Source organism: Halalkalibacterium halodurans (genome assembly GCF_004376175.1).
GTDB classification, from domain to species: domain Bacteria; phylum Bacillota; class Bacilli; order Bacillales; family Bacillaceae_D; genus Halalkalibacterium; species Halalkalibacterium halodurans.
In genome coordinates this window covers 14,121-29,680 of the sequence record NZ_SNUY01000055.1, presented here as the reverse complement: position 1 = coordinate 29,680, position 15,560 = coordinate 14,121, and the positions used below count along the sequence as shown (strand labels likewise).

The window sequence follows — 15,560 nt, the reverse complement described above, 5'->3', positions numbered from 1 at the left end:
TGAGACTCGGCTACGGGTTACATTGGAATAACCCAACAGCGTTTTACGGTGCGGAAACAGAGGAAGAAGTAAGGAAGTTTCAACGAGACTATAACCTCCCAGTGAGTGGAATCGCTGATGCCAAGACGTTAGATAAAATTTCTGAACTATTAAAGGCAAAAGAAATTGTCACATATACACAGTATAACTTGACACTTTCTCAGGCTGCAGCTAGACAGCTTCAATTAAATCCACCACCTCAAACGGACAAGTATCGTAACGATCCAGCGTATATTCACAGCTCATTGGTTGATATTGTCCTAGGAGGAACAATTACTGGTAGCACTGTAAACCTAAGAACAAGCCCTAACAACTCAAGTAGCAGTAATATTTATACGTCGGTAAGTAGAGGAACTGCATTTGTTATTCAAGACAATAATGTTACTGGAAGTGCTGTTAATGGGAACACTAGATGGTATAAAATTACCTATGACAACAGAACTTTGTATGTTCATAGTTCCCTAGCAAGTGAAAGTCAGGTCGCTGTTGTCAAAAGTACTGCTAATATTCGGCAATCAGCAAGTAGCAGTAGCCACATTTTTGGTTCTGTCACTAGTGGGACACGTTTAACGGTTCAAAGAGAAGTGACTGGTACTACAGTGAGTGGAAGTAATAGATGGTATGAAATTACATACCAAACATGGAGAAATGCCACCCAATCAGACTTCCTTCCTTACCTAGATCCAAACCAAAATGATAGATTTCAGCATTTAGTTTTAGATCGAAGTGTAGGTGTCTCTGCACAAGAATTAAACAAAGTTCTGGCAGGTAAAGGAATTCTTGATGGAAAAGGTCAAGCATTCATTGAGGCTGGAAGAACACATTCTGTTAATGAAATCTATCTGATCGCTCACGCCTTATTGGAAACAGGGAATGGAAGATCTAGCTTAGCGACAGGTATTGAAGTAGGTAGAAATAGTAGCGGAAACCTTGTATTGGTAACTTCTAGCAATAGAAGCAGTCTAACAAATATTAGAACGACCTACAACATGTTTGGAATCGGTGCGCATGATAGTGATCCATATCGATTAGGAGCAATACGTGCCTATCAGGAAGGGTGGTTCACTCCTGAAGCCGCCATTATTGGCGGGGCCCAGTTTATTTCTAATAGTTATTTTGCTCGTGGTCAAAATACGTTGTATAAAATGAGATGGAACCACTTATATCAAAACGCAAGTGGTGGATTTCCTCAATATGCAACTGATATGGGATGGGCTGTTAAACAAGTTCCTAGAATCAAAGAATTATATCAACAACTAGACAATCCTGTATTACGTTTTGATATTGTGCGATATAATTAATTTAAAAATTAGAGGCAGTGTGATATCCTTTAGAGGAATCACACTGTTTTTTGTTCAGCCTTTCTTTCAATTGAGTTTCTTATTGATATAGTAGAAAATGATTTTATCGTATATTATAATGGGTGCTGGATAAATACATTAAGAAAGGGAAGGAAATCAAATGCATGTAAAAAAAGCCATCATCCCTGCGGCAGGTCTAGGGACAAGATTTCTCCCAGCAACGAAAGCGCAACCGAAAGAAATGTTACCGATCGTTGATAAGCCAACGATTCAATATATTATCGAAGAAGCGATTGAATCGGGAATTGAAGATATTATCGTTGTGACTGGTAGAGGGAAGCGTGCGATTGAAGATCACTTCGATAAATCCTTTGAGTTAGAAGAAACACTAGAAAAGAAAAACAAGTCTAAATTGCTAGAAGAAGTAAAGGCGATCTCGAGCATGACGAATATTCATTACATCCGTCAAAAAGAGGCCAATGGGTTAGGGCATGCGATTTGGTGTGCTCGCAAATTTATAGGAAATGAACCGTTTGCCGTTCTACTAGGAGACGATATTGTCCAGTCGGATGTTCCGTGCTTAAAGCAGCTAATTGATGTTTTTGACCGCTATCATTCGTCGGTTGTTGGGGTTCAGGAAGTGCCTAATGAAGATGTCTCCAAGTATGGGATTGTTTCTCCGAAAGGGTCAGAGATTGAAGCGAACGTTATTCACGCCGCTGGCTTTGTCGAAAAGCCAAAGCTAGAAGAGGCGCCTTCCAATTATGCGATTATGGGAAGGTATGTGCTTCGCCCGGAAATTTTTGATATTCTAGAGAACCTACCTCCAGGTGCTGGCGGCGAGATTCAGTTAACCGATGCGATAAAGGTCTTGAATGAATCTCAGGTCGTGTTAGCCTACAATTTTGACGGTGTTCGTTACGACGTGGGGGACAAGTTTGGCTTTATTAAAGCAACAATTGATTTAGCCTTACAACGGGATGATTTGTCAGAAGATGTAGCTCAGTATATTAAGGACATTTATGAAAAACAAGTGGGTCAGTTAAAGCAATAAATGGTGTCTGGATAAAACCCTTCTCTTGAGCAGATAATGAGCAAGAGAGGGGTTTTTTATACACTAAGAGAAGGATCAATGTTTAGCAGTGAAGACCACTCTAGAATTGAGTATAAGGGTAACTACGGATTTGCTGTCGTCTAAAAGCTAGCTCGGCAATCACCTAATGTTCTTGACCTTGTTGAAAATTGTCATTAATTTTTTTGTTTTCAACAGTAGCGATCTTTAGTATAGTAAGTAGTGATTGTTGCTTCATGTCGAAAGGCTACGGTGATATTTTTACAAAGTAAACTGTTTTTGATTTTAAAAGGGAGAGGTATTTCCTATGCCTTATATTAATGAATTAAGAAACCATAAATTTCTCATCATCCTTGTAGATTTATTATGTATTTTAGCTGCTTACATCGCTGCTTTCTATATTCGCTATCAAGGGTTTCCTGCGAAAAACTGGGAGTCCTTTGTTTCACTATTGCCGTGGATATTGCTCATCGGTTTATTCTTTATTTCTGTTTATGAACTTTATGCGCTGGATCGGAAGAATACCCTTTGGGATATTTTGGTTAAAATTTTTGTAGCTGTGACGTTTATGGCGTTCCTTACAATGGCGGCCTCCTACTTTTTCCGGGAATTCGCACTCCCACGTTCCATCTTATTCATCGCTAGTGTGTTTACAATTGTCCTTTTAGCAACGTGGAAGTATGTCTTTTTAAAGCTAACACGACGGAACGTAGTAGGAAAAGTATTGTTTATCGGTGATGATGACAATACAGAGCGAATGATTTCAAAAATCAAACATCCGATGTTAAAGGGAACGAGCATTAAACAAGTCCATCCAAACATACCGATGGATAAGATTAATCACTACATGCGCCATGCAGATTACATCATTTTATGTACAAGCATTCAAAAAGAAAAGAAATCAATGATTATTTATCATGCGATGGAATGTAATAAGCTTGTATATGTGGTACCAACCCTTTATGAATTGCTGTTGCAACGCTCATCGGTCACACCTTTGGATGATACGATGTTAATGTCGGTTAAGCCGTTTGGGCTTACGTGGGATCAAGCGTTTATTAAGAGAGCGTTTGATGTGGTCACATCGGCATTTACCCTCATCTGTACTTCGCCGCTGCTTCTATTAGTTGCAATTTTAATTAAGCTTGAGGATCCGAAAGGAAGTATTATTTACAAGCAAGAGCGGCTTGGGAAAGATAACAAGCCATTTATGATTTATAAATTCCGTTCTATGGTGGAAGGGGCCGAAAAGAAAACAGGTCCTGTTTTAGCCACACAAAACGATGATCGAATTACAAAGGTCGGAAAATTTATACGAGCTACGAGGTTAGACGAGCTGCCACAGCTTTTTAATGTGTTGAAGGGAGATATGTCTCTCGTTGGCCCTCGACCTGAGCGAAGCTTCTTTATTGAGCAGCTATCAAAAGAGCACTTAGACTATGCGTATCGAAATACGGTTCAGCCAGGAATTACAGGTTATGCTCAAATTATGGGGAAGTATAGCACGGAAGCTGAAGATAAATTACGGTTTGACCTTTATTACATTCGCAACTATACGTTTTGGCTTGATATCGTGATTATGTTAAAAACATTTACGGTATTGCTTGATAAAACAAAGGCAGAAGGAACGGATTCAAAAAAAAAATGGAAACGGGCCTCGAAAAACAAAGATGGTAACGTAACGGCTTGATTTTTGTGTCTTAGAGAAAGGATTAAACCATGGGAAAAGTGTTAGTGACAGGGGGAGCTGGCTTCATCGGCTCCCATTTAGTTGATCTTTTAATCGCTGAAGGAACAGAAGTGGTCATTGTCGACAATTTAAGTTCGGGAAGCCTTAAACATGTTCATCCTTCTAGTCACCTTTTCAAATTAGATATTTTGGATGAGCGAGTGGCGGATGTTTTTCAGGAACATCCTGATATTGATCGGATTGTTCACTTAGCCGCTCAAAGCAAGGTAGGTCCATCCGTGCTTAACCCTACTTATGATGCACAAGTGAATATTCAAGGAACGATCCGCTTGTTAGAGTTTAGCCGGAAATATGGAGTGAAGCAATTTGTTTTTGCATCCTCAGCAGCAATCTACGGCCCGTCCCACACTTTACCAATTCGAGAGGAGTTCCCAGCACTACCGCTATCTCCGTATGGAACCTCTAAATATGCAGCAGAAGCCTATGTGAAAACATACGGGCGCCTGTATGGACTAAATGTTCATGTATTGCGATTTGCAAACGTTTATGGACCGAGACAAACAGCTGAGACAGAGGCCGGAGTTATTTCGATTTTTATCGAAAAGCTGTTAAAAAATGAGCAACCGATTATTTTCGGTGATGGTAAGCAGACGAGGGACTTTATTTTCGTATCGGACGTCGTGAATGCCATTCGTTCCTGCTTAGAAACGGAAACGAATCAAGAAGTAGACCCAGTTTATAATGTTAGCACAGGTTTGCAAACGAGCGTGGAAGACCTACTAAAGGAATTGTGCGCTCAATTAAATGTAACCTACGCACCTGCCTTTGAACAGGAACGGTCCGGAGACATTAAGCATAGCTGTTTGGATCAACAAAAGCTGATGAATCATGTATTGTGGGAGCCAAACGTAATGCTCCATAAGGGTCTGGCTGAAACCATTGAATATTACAAAAGTAAGAAGAACGTTTAATCGGACGGGCGAATTTTCGAAGCTCGTCTTTTTTTGCATTTAATAAAGTTTAGCTTTTATAAAGGCTTGCATAGGAAAAACTCTAGTTACAATTCGTTCATCCTTTGAATGACATGAGAATACAGAAATCATGTCGTTTTTAAAGTTAAATCACTCATCTCAAATCCAATCCTAATATGAAGAAAACTCATGGAGATTTTTTTCCATGAGTTTTCAAGCAGGTAAATGATTATTTAATTATAAAACACTTCATTACTTTCCTCGTTTGGTTGTTCAACAGGTTGCTGCTGTTCATTAGGATTCCACATATCTGGTTCAGGTTGGACTTCATCCAGTCCATTATTCGTATGACCATCGATCTCTAAATGTTTCTTTAAGCGCGTTTGAATTTCGAAAAGGGAACCTTGATCGAGCTCATAATAATAAATGCCGTTTAGCATTAAGTCAGTCCCTTGCAACTGCAAGGTTTCAATCTCGCTTATGGATGATGCATATGAATGTAGGGCGACCAAGTTGTTAAACGTGAAGTTCGTCTGAATGTTTTCACCAAGGGCGTCTAACACATCGTCAAAGCGAGTAATGGAAGAAAAGCTTGCTGCTTTTTTAATGATGCCTTCAATCACTTGCTGTTGTCGTTGGCCACGCCCTAAGTCTCCTCCACCTTGTGGGTGCTTTCTCATCCGCGCGAATGCTAATGCTTCTTCTCCATCTAGGGTGTGTAACCCTTCTTGGAATTGAATCCAATCGTTATTCGTATCCTTTTCTTCAAAATCAAATGGCACCTCAACTTCAATTCCGCCTAAAGCATCTACGATATCTATAAGTCCTTGGAAACGAACAATTCCATAATAATCGATAGGAATATCAAGGAGGTGTTCCACTGTATCAATCGTCATGTCAATACCGCCATAAGCGTGGGCATGATTGATTTTATCCAAATGTCCGCGGCCTACGATTTTTACGCGAGAATCACGTGGAATGCTTGTCAAAATAATCGATTGATCTTCTTTATTGAACGTAGCAACTAGCATGGCATCGGTTCTTGCTCGTGCTTCGCCAGGGCGTGAGTCGTCTCCGAGAAGGAGAACGGAAAAGTTATCTTTGCTCGGGTCGACTGCTTCAATTCGCTTTTCAGATTTATCGCCGCGCTCTAAGTCCACTGTTGATTCAGATGCAACGCTTGAGACTTTAAAGTAAACGTAAACGCCAAGGCATGTAAACGCGAGCAAGGCAAGTAGGGTCATGGTCATGAATATTTTTAGAAAACGTACAGCTTTTCTCTTTTTTCGTTGTACCTTTCGGCTTGGAGGCATTTGTTTCATTAAAAGGTTCCCCGTTTCTTCTATAAAATTTCTCCTCATTCGATTTTATCGAACAAGCTCATTCAAGTAAAGACATATCGACGAACTTTGACAATCTTATGGGAATTTCTTGGGGGCTTGACACTGATATTTTTATCTAGAACCTCCCTAGTATAGAACGAAAAAAGTTCTGATTTTGTTTCAGGAATCATAATGTGAAACAAAAATAATTTTTGTCCAACAATCGTTGGTGAGGGGGCATGATTGATGCCGGATGTTGTTTTAGAGTTAGACAAGTTACGGACTCATTTTTTTACAGATCAAGGTGAAGTACCGGCAGTAGATGGCGTGAGTTTGCGGCTGCATCAAGGGGAAATCATTGGAATCGTTGGTGAATCGGGCTGCGGGAAAAGTGTGACCTCCCTCTCGATCATGCAACTCGTGCCGAATCCGCCAGGAAAAATTATGTCGGGTCACGTTTATTTTAAAGGAGAAGACTTGGTACAAGTTTCACCGAAGCGTATGAAACAAATTCGTGGAAATGACATTGCGATGATTTTCCAAGAGCCGATGACTTCATTGAATCCATTGTTTACAATCGGAAATCAGCTCATCGAAGCGATTCGCAACCACCGTAAAATGACCAAGCAGGAAGCAAGAAAACAAGCCGTGACGATGCTCGAACGGGTTGGTATCCCAAGAGCCGATGAGATTGCCACGGAGTATCCTCACCAACTGTCAGGCGGCATGCGGCAACGTGTCATGATTGCGATGGCGATGTGCTGTGATCCAAAAGTGCTTATTGCAGATGAACCGACGACCGCTTTGGATGTAACCATTCAAGCGCAAATTCTTGATTTAATGCGCCATTTGAGTGAAGCGCACGATACCGCCATCTTGTTAATTACACACGACCTAGGGGTAGTGGCTGAGTTATGTAACCGTGTGGTTGTTATGTATGCAGGACAAGTCGTTGAAGAAGGGGATGTCAGGATGATTTTAAAACATCCTAAACATCCATATACAAAAGGGTTGCTCAAGTCATTACCGAAAATTCATGAACAGTCGAAGCGACTCTACTCAATTCCTGGAGTGGTCCCTAAGCCTGGAACCGTCGGACACGGCTGTCGGTTTGCGGCGCGCTGTGAAGTGGCTTTTGAGCGCTGCAAGACGACTGCACCGCAGCTGCAGCAAGTAGCTACAGGTCACCAATGTCGTTGCTTCCTTTATGAAGAGAGGGGGGATGAGGTTGGGTAAGCCTTTGTTAGAAGTGAAAAACCTGACGAAGTCCTTTGATATCAATGGCGGTTTTTTCAGCCGAAAAGTGGGCGAGGTACGGGCTGTTGATAATCTCTCCTTTTCTGTATATGAAGGGGAAGTGCTCGGCATTGTTGGCGAATCGGGATGCGGAAAATCAACGACTGGGAAGGCCATTTTACGATTGATTGAGCCATCGAGCGGTGAGGTTTACTTTGCTGGTACGGAGATCACTGCCTTATCTGAAGGTGACATGCGAAAACGACGCCGTGACATGCAAATCATTTTTCAAGATCCTTACGCTTCGCTAAACCCCCGTCATACCATTGAAAAAATCATTCGTGAGCCGTTGATCGTTCATCAGATCGGTACGAAGAAAGAACAACTTGAAAGGGTTGAAGAACTTCTCGAAACCGTTGGCTTGAGCTCGGATCACGCTACTCGTTACCCCCATCAATTCAGCGGGGGACAGAGACAACGAATTGGAATTGCCCGTGCATTAGCCGTTCATCCGAAGCTTGTCATTTGTGATGAGCCTGTTTCTGCACTTGATGTCTCGGTGCAATCGCAAATTTTAAACTTAATGGCCGATCTCAAAGAGACATTTGCACTAACATACATTTTTATTGCCCATGATTTGAGTGTCGTTAAGCATATAAGCGACCGTGTGGCTGTGATGTACCTCGGTCGAATGGTAGAGATGGCGACGAAAGATCAATTATTTGAAAATCCAAAGCATCCGTATACACGTGCTCTTTTATCGGCGGTTCCCGTACCTGATCCAGATACAGCAAAAGAAAAAATCCTTTTAAAAGGAGATGTACCGAGCCCGTCTAATCCGCCGGAGGGGTGTGCTTTCCATACGCGCTGTCCTGACTGTATGGACGTATGCAAGATAAAACGACCAAGCTTGCACGAGAAGGAAAAAGGTCATTATGTTGCTTGCCATTTGTACGAATAGCGTCGGGCTATGGCAGATGGCATGAAACATTAAGAAAAAGGGGGATCTTTCATGAAAGGGATGCATTTAAGGTGGCTCTTCGTCATGATTGCGTCATTACTCGTCGTTGTGAGTGCGTGCAGCAGCAAGGATGACGCTTCTCAAGAGGAGCCGGGGCAAGTGGACGAAGAGGAGATGTCAGAGGAAGGGATTGAGCAAGGGCTTGCTGAAGATCAAACGTTGATTTTCGCACGAGGAGGCGATTCGGTCAGTCTCGATTATGCAAGTGTAACCGATGGAGAGTCGTCTCGCGTCACGAAGCAAATTTTTGAAACGTTGATTGAATTTGAACGAGATTCTTTTGAAATTGGGCCAGGGTTAGCTCATAGCTGGGATATGTCGGAGGACGGTCTTCGTTATACGTTTTATTTGGAGGAAGGAGTCACCTTCCATGATGGGACGCCATTCAATGCAGAAGCAGTAAAAGTAAACTTTGAACGTTGGGCAGATCCAGACCACCCGTACGCTTTTGTAGATGAAGGCTACAACTATAGTGTGTACGGGACTCAATTTGGTGGGTTTAAAGGCGACCCAGGTCATGTCATTGAAGAAATCAATGTTGTCAATGAGTATGAGATTGAGTTTGTTTTAAGCGAGCCTCTCGGGTCCTTTTTACAAAACATGGGGATGAGCTATTTTGCGATGACGTCACCAGCTGCTTTTGAAGAATATGGTGCGGCCATAAATGAAAATCCAGTCGGTACAGGGCCATTTAAGTTCGTTAGCTGGACGAGGGATGATTCGATTGTGTTAGAGAAGAACGAAGAGTACTGGAAAGAGGGTCTTCCGAAGCTAGACAAAATCATATTTCAAGTGATTCCTGACAATTCTGCACGTCTTACAGCCTTACGATCAGGACAAATCGATATTATGGACGGTCTCAATCCTGATGATGTGGCACAGGTGGAGGGAGACGACTCAATTGTTCTGTTTGAGCGGGCGACGAACAATATTGGCTATTTAGGCTTTCACGTTGAAAAAGAACCATTTGATGATCCGCTTGTAAGGCAGGCGATTAATCATGCGATCGACAAGGATTCTTTGATCACAGCCCTTTATAACGGGTTAGCAGAGCCAGCAAAAAATCCAGTTCCACCTGGCTACTTAGGCTACAATGAGGCGATCGATCCTTATGCATATGATCCAGAGAGAGCCCGTGAGCTATTAGCCGAAGCAGGCTATGAGGATGGATTTGAATTCGAATTATGGACAATGCCGGTGGCTAGACCGTACATGCCAGATCCGCAGCGTGCAGCAGAAGCAATTCAATCAAATTTGGCCGATGTAGGGATTACAGCCAAAATCGAAACGAGAGATTGGGCGACCTATTTAGAGGAGACGGAAAAAGGAGCGCATGACATGTTTATGCTCGGTTGGTCTGGAGTGAATGGTGACCCTGACTACTTCTTATCAAACTTACTGCACGGGGATGCCATTCCTGGTGGAAATCGTTCGTTCTATGATGAAGGGGATGTCAATGAGATTTTGAATCAGGCGAAAAAGACGGTAGATCCTAATGAGCGGGAAGTACTCTATTTTGAAGCATTAGAAATGATTCATGAGGATGCAGTAATGGTACCGCTCGTTCACTCGATTCCTGTTTTAGCAGGGAGTTCTCGCGTGGTCGATTACATTCCGCATCCATCTACAAGCGAAACGTTGGATGAAGTGCAGCTACTCGAGTAATGTGTCGGAGGGCGTAGAGGGAATTTCCTCTACACCCTTTTTCCTGAAAGAAAGGGGTTGATCTAGTGTGGACGTATGTGTTGCATAGGGTGATGTTGCTCATTCCTGTACTCATAGGCATGACCATCATTACGTTCTCTATTGTTCATTTGATTCCAGGAAATCCGGCGCAAACGATATTAGGCGAGCAAGCAAGTCCCCAAGCGGTAGCAGAGCTGGAGGAACGACTTGGATTAAATGAGCCATACCTCGTGCAGTACGGGTATTATGTACGGGATTTGCTAACAGGTGATCTTGGCACATCTTTAAGGACACGGGCTCCAATTTCCGAGGAAATCGTTCCTTATCTAGGGGCAACGTTGGAGTTGACGTTTTTTGCCATGCTCTTCGCAGTCGTTGTCGGTGTCAATGCAGGAATCATAAGCGCATGGAAACAGCATTCATTTTTTGATTATGCCTGCATGCTCGTTGCTCTGCTCGGGGTGTCGATGCCGATTTTCTGGTTAGCGCTCATGCAACAATGGATTTTTGCTCAGGAACTCGGGTGGTTCCCTGCTTTTGGTCGAGACAACCCCCGTGATCCGATCCAATCGATTACCGGTCTATATGTGCTGGATGCCATTCTTCATTGGCGGTGGGATCACGTGCATGTAGCATTAAAACACCTTGTACTGCCTGCCATCGCCCTCGGAACGATTCCGATGGCAATCATTGCCCGAATGACAAGGTCTAGCATGCTAGAAGTACTTCGTTCTGACTACATTCGGACCGTTCATGCCAAAGGGTCAAGTCAGTTTGTGGTCATTTATAAGCATGCGTTAAAAAATGCGATGATTCCTGTGCTTACTGTTGCTGGCTTGCAAACGGGTGTCTTGCTTGGTGGGGCTATTTTAACAGAAACGATTTTCAGTTGGCCGGGCATTGGACGTTACATTTATGAAGCGATCACGTATCGCGATTATCCTGTCATTCAATCAGGCATCTTAGTCGTGGCCATTATGTTTGTCGTCATTAACTTAATTGTCGATTTACTGTACTCCTATATTGACCCGAGAATTAAATATTGAAGGGGGAGTGACTATGGAACGAAAAACCACTCTTCGCTTAGCGATGACACCCTCTCAAAAACCACCAGACGAGCAAAGTGCGAAAGGGGAGGCTATATCTCCTTGGCGTGATGCCTTTAGGCAGCTAAGAAAAAACAAATTAGCTATGACCGGTATCGTGATCGTTTGCTTCTTTCTTTTCATTGCCTTGTTTGCGCCTCTGCTCACGACGCATTCCTTTGACGGTTATGATGCAGTCAGTCGCTTACAGTCTCCCTCTGCTGAACATTGGTTTGGTACCGATGATTTAGGGAGAGACGTGTTTACGAGAATTGCATATGGCGCACAGCTGTCGCTACAAGTAGGATTTTTCGCAGTGTCCGGAGCCTTGTTGGTTGGGACGCTGCTTGGTGTACTTGCCGGATATTATGGACGATGGCTTGACATGCTTATCTCTCGTATCTTTGATATCATGCTGGCTTTTCCTAGTATCCTATTAGCGATTGCTATTGTAGCCATTTTAGGTCCATCCCTTCATAACGCAATGGTCGCCATAGCAATCGTGAATATCCCGATTTTCGGCAGGCTTGTTCGCTCAAAAGTCATTAGCTTACGGGCGGAAGAATTTATAATGGCGGCTCGAGCCCAAGGAATGAAAAACAGCCGAATTTTATTTCACCACATTCTTCCGAATAGTTTGTCGCCGATTATCGTTCAAGCGACGCTCGGTTTCGGTACAGCCATATTAGAAGCTGCTGCATTAGGGTTTCTTGGACTTGGTGCACAGGCACCTTTAGCAGAATGGGGGAAAATGCTAGCAGATTCTAGAGCTTACATTCAAACCGCTCCATGGGTAGCGATATTCCCTGGAATGTCAATCATGCTTGTCGTCCTTGGCTTTAATATGATCGGTGATGGATTACGGGATGCGCTAGATCCAAGGATGAAAAACTAGCTTATAGTCGTATCGAACGCGCTTCGGTACGGCTTTTTGTTTCATTTTCCTGTTAGGACAGAATAACGAGATGGAACGAAAATGGGAATTTACACTTGTTAAACGGCAAGTCTACTTGTTTTTGGGGGAGATGAAAGGTAAAAGAAATAGACTTTCTACATATGAAGGGAATAGGACTATGGGGTGGTGGGGGATTATGTAGCGGAATGAAAAAGAGACGTTTCTCTGATCCTTCCATTTTTGTTCCTAAATATATGACCTAAGGACTTAGTTGAAGTTTGGGATTGTTTTAAAAAAAAACTTCATCTCATCAAAGAGGTAAAGAAGTATAGTAGAAAAGTATTTTTTCTAACATGATCAATTGATTGTAATACGAAATAATTAATTATTTCGTAAAAAAATGAATCAATTTAAACGAAAATAAGTTGGTTTTGACATGATATGACCTTATTCTACAATGTAAGCGCTTTACTATTGGGTTGTACATGTGAGATAATTTAGCAAAGAAAAATTATTTTAAAAAGAAAGAATATTGAAATCGGAAAATGGATGGCTTATAATAGCGATAACAATTTACGAATTTTACAAAAAATAATGTGAAAATGACGCTAAAACGTCAAAAAAATTAAATATCCTAGTTGATTCTACAAAACAAGGGGAATGCAGATGGTTAAACTTGATGATGTGGATATGTCAATTTTACAGCTTCTTCAAGACAACGGAAAACGTTCGTATACAGATATTGCTAAGAGGATCAATGTTAGTGAAGGGACAGTTCGGACGCGAATTAATCGAATGCTTAAAGAAAGAGTATTTGAGTTCATCATTCATATGGATCCAAACAAAATCGGCTTAAACGTGCAGGCGATTATCGGGATAAAAACACAATTAGGAAAACAAGAGACAATTGCAACGAAGTTAAACGAATATCCTGAAGTACGGTTTGTCGGTGCCTTTTCCGGTCGCCATGATCTTATTTTACAAGCATATTTTAAAAATAACGAAGATTTAGTCAACTTTGTTAACAAAGAATTATCGAAAATTGATGGAATTCTTGCTGCCGATGTGAGCATTGAACTAAAACAGTACAAGGATTCCTTCTCGTATATTAACAACCAAGAATAGTGGGCAGTGGCAAGATCTAATCCGATAAGGCTTTAAAGCCATCGCGCAAAAGAAGTCGAAATCGCGAAAAAGGTCTCGTAGGAAATAACGAATCTCGTAGCGAAGTTAACGTATTGAGATAAAGAAAAACATAAATACCGTTTAACATTTTTACTACTTTTAAAAAAGCAGGGTGAGAACGTTGAGCAAAAAAGCATTGTTGCAAATCCGCAACTTAACCACTGCGTTTCAAATTAAAGATGACTTTTATGCAGCGGTTGATAACGTCACATTAAATGTGAATAAAAATGAAGTCTTGGCGATTGTTGGGGAATCAGGTTCGGGAAAAAGTGCGTTAGCAAATACGATCATGGGCTTACATAACCCTGAACGAACAAAAATTGAAGGCGAAATTAACTTTAAAGGTGAAAACCTCGTCAAACTACCGGTTTCTAAGTTGAATAAAATTCGTGGCGACAAACTGAGCATGATTTTCCAAGATCCTCTTACCGCTCTAAACCCACTGATGATTATTGGGGAGCAAATCGGTGAGGCGCTTTTGCTTCATCGGTCGCTTACGAAAGCGGAACGGAAGAAAAAAGTCATTGACCTATTAAATCTTGTTGGTATCCCTAGACCTGAATCAACTTATGAACAATATCCCCATGAGCTTTCAGGAGGGATGCGACAACGTGTCATGATCGCTGCTGCGATTGCATGCGAGCCCGAATTTTTGATTGCCGACGAACCAACAACGGCATTGGATGTCACGATTCAGGCGCAGATTTTAGACTTGATCCGTGATTTGAAAGAAAAGATACATGCTGGAATTATTTTAATTACGCATGACCTCGGTGTGGTGGCCGAGATGGCGGATCGGGTCGCAGTCATGTATGCGGGTCAAATTGTTGAAATTGCAGATGTTTTCACGCTGTTCGAGCGTCCGCTGCATCCGTATACACGATCGTTGTTATATTCAGTACCATCAGAATCAAACGATCAAGAAAAGCTTCACGTTATTCAAGGGATCGTACCAGCTTTGCAAAACTTGCCGCGAAAAGGCTGCCGCTTTAAGGATCGAATTCCATGGCTAAGTGAATCAGTACATGAGGATCATCCGGAGCTTCATGAAGTTGAGCCAGGCCATTTCGTTCGTTGTACATGTTATAAGCATTTTTACTTCCCAAAGGCAGAAGAGGGGGTGGAAGTAAATGGGGTTTCTTAAAGTAGAAGACTTAAAAGTTCACTTCCCGATCAAAGGAGGCGTCATTCCGCATACGGTTGGTTACAACAAAGCGGTTGATGGTGTTTCTCTAGAGTTAGAGGAAGGACAGACTTATGGTTTAGTAGGAGAGTCGGGATCGGGGAAGACGACAACGGGGCGTGCGATCATTGGGCTGAATAAATTGACGGCTGGTCACATTTTATTTGATGGCCAGGATATAACGAAGCAGCTAAAAAAGAAGAAAAATGACATTCGCCGCAACATACAAATGATTTTTCAAGATCCGTATTCTTCACTTAATCCAAAAAAGAGAGTACTCGATATTATCGCAGAGCCGCTCCGGAATTTTGAGAAACTATCAAAACTTGAGGAGCGTAAAAGAGTCGAAGAATTGCTGGAAATTGTCGGCCTGAGCCGAGAAAGCATCTTCAAGTACCCGCATGAGTTTTCCGGGGGACAGAGGCAAAGAATTGGAATTGCGCGGGCGATTGCGTTAAAGCCGAAGCTCATTATTGCTGATGAACCTGTGTCAGCCCTTGATGTTTCTGTTCAAGCACAGGTTCTGAACTTTATGAAGGACATTCAGAAAGAGTTTAATTTAACGTACTTGTTTATCAGCCATGATCTAGGCATCATCCGCCATATGTGTGATCGCATTGGGATTATGTATCGAGGACGCCTTGTAGAGGAGGGCGTACGAGACGATATTTATGAATCACCGCAACACATTTATACGAAGCGGTTGATCGCAGCCATTCCAGACATGGATCCAAAAAACCGCGATAAGCACACACAGCTTCGGGCAGAGGTTAAGGAAGAGTTCCAGTCGAACGCCTCTAACTATTTTGATGATGAAGGTCTTGCATATGCCTTAAAGCCAATTTCCGATACACACAAGGTGGCCCTACCTTAG

13 protein-coding genes are annotated in these 15,560 nt (G+C 42.2%); 12 read left to right on the top strand and 1 reads right to left on the bottom strand.

All coding sequences use genetic code 11. The features are described 5' to 3' along the window. The 4 genes from E2L07_RS15615 to E2L07_RS15600 form a co-directional block, all read left to right on the top strand. Positions 1-1,340, top strand: a 1,340-nt coding sequence (locus E2L07_RS15615) for an SH3 domain-containing protein (RefSeq protein ID WP_166740099.1), incomplete at its 5' end; no start/stop codon positions are given. A 160-nt stretch (positions 1,341-1,500) separates the two neighbouring features. Next, positions 1,501-2,394, top strand: coding sequence for a UTP--glucose-1-phosphate uridylyltransferase GalU (gene galU / locus E2L07_RS15610; RefSeq protein ID WP_010899779.1), 894 nt, complete (start codon positions 1,501-1,503; stop codon positions 2,392-2,394). Positions 2,395-2,719: 325 nt separating this feature from the next. Further along, on the top strand, positions 2,720-4,102 hold the full coding sequence (locus E2L07_RS15605; protein ID WP_134230028.1) for a sugar transferase: 1,383 nt from the start codon (positions 2,720-2,722) through the stop codon (positions 4,100-4,102). Between the two features lie 29 nt (positions 4,103-4,131). Then, positions 4,132-5,073 carry an NAD-dependent epimerase/dehydratase family protein gene (locus E2L07_RS15600; RefSeq protein ID WP_134230027.1) on the top strand — a complete coding sequence of 314 codons (942 nt, stop codon included), beginning with the start codon at positions 4,132-4,134 and terminating at the stop codon, positions 5,071-5,073. 233 nt (positions 5,074-5,306) lie between these two features. On the opposite strand, the gene E2L07_RS15595 is transcribed toward E2L07_RS15600, so the two are convergent. Next, positions 5,307-6,395, bottom strand: a complete 1,089-nt coding sequence (locus E2L07_RS15595; protein ID WP_243854969.1) for an LCP family glycopolymer transferase — start codon at positions 6,393-6,395, stop codon at positions 5,307-5,309. Between the two features lie 246 nt (positions 6,396-6,641). Here E2L07_RS15595 and E2L07_RS15590 point away from each other — a divergent pair, with 246 nt between their 5' ends. The 8 genes from E2L07_RS15590 (at position 6,642) to E2L07_RS15555 (ending at position 15,560) form a co-directional block, all read left to right on the top strand. Then, complete coding sequence (locus E2L07_RS15590) at positions 6,642-7,631, top strand: ABC transporter ATP-binding protein (RefSeq protein ID WP_134230026.1); 990 nt, start codon at positions 6,642-6,644, stop codon at positions 7,629-7,631. Continuing rightward, on the top strand, positions 7,624-8,592 hold the full coding sequence (locus tag E2L07_RS15585) for an ABC transporter ATP-binding protein (RefSeq protein ID WP_053430258.1): 969 nt from the start codon (positions 7,624-7,626) through the stop codon (positions 8,590-8,592). Before E2L07_RS15590 ends, E2L07_RS15585 begins: the two co-directional genes overlap by 8 nt. 51 nt (positions 8,593-8,643) lie before the next feature. Continuing rightward, complete coding sequence (locus tag E2L07_RS15580) at positions 8,644-10,317, top strand: ABC transporter substrate-binding protein (RefSeq protein WP_134230025.1); 1,674 nt, start codon at positions 8,644-8,646, stop codon at positions 10,315-10,317. A gap of 65 nt (positions 10,318-10,382) precedes the next feature. Continuing rightward, positions 10,383-11,384, top strand: coding sequence for an ABC transporter permease (locus E2L07_RS15575; protein ID WP_134230024.1), 1,002 nt, complete (start codon positions 10,383-10,385; stop codon positions 11,382-11,384). A gap of 13 nt (positions 11,385-11,397) precedes the next feature. Next, positions 11,398-12,318, top strand: coding sequence for an ABC transporter permease (locus tag E2L07_RS15570; RefSeq protein WP_134230023.1), 921 nt, complete (start codon positions 11,398-11,400; stop codon positions 12,316-12,318). Between the two features lie 666 nt (positions 12,319-12,984). Beyond that, positions 12,985-13,443 carry an Lrp/AsnC family transcriptional regulator gene (locus E2L07_RS15565; protein ID WP_010899768.1) on the top strand — a complete coding sequence of 153 codons (459 nt, stop codon included), beginning with the start codon at positions 12,985-12,987 and terminating at the stop codon, positions 13,441-13,443. 181 nt (positions 13,444-13,624) lie between these two features. Beyond that, a complete protein-coding gene (locus tag E2L07_RS15560; RefSeq protein ID WP_053430260.1) occupies positions 13,625-14,647 on the top strand; it encodes an ABC transporter ATP-binding protein in 1,023 nt (340 codons plus the stop codon). Further along, positions 14,634-15,560: an ABC transporter ATP-binding protein gene (locus tag E2L07_RS15555; RefSeq protein ID WP_010899766.1), complete on the top strand. Its 927-nt coding sequence runs from the start codon at positions 14,634-14,636 to the stop codon at positions 15,558-15,560. Before E2L07_RS15560 ends, E2L07_RS15555 begins: the two co-directional genes overlap by 14 nt.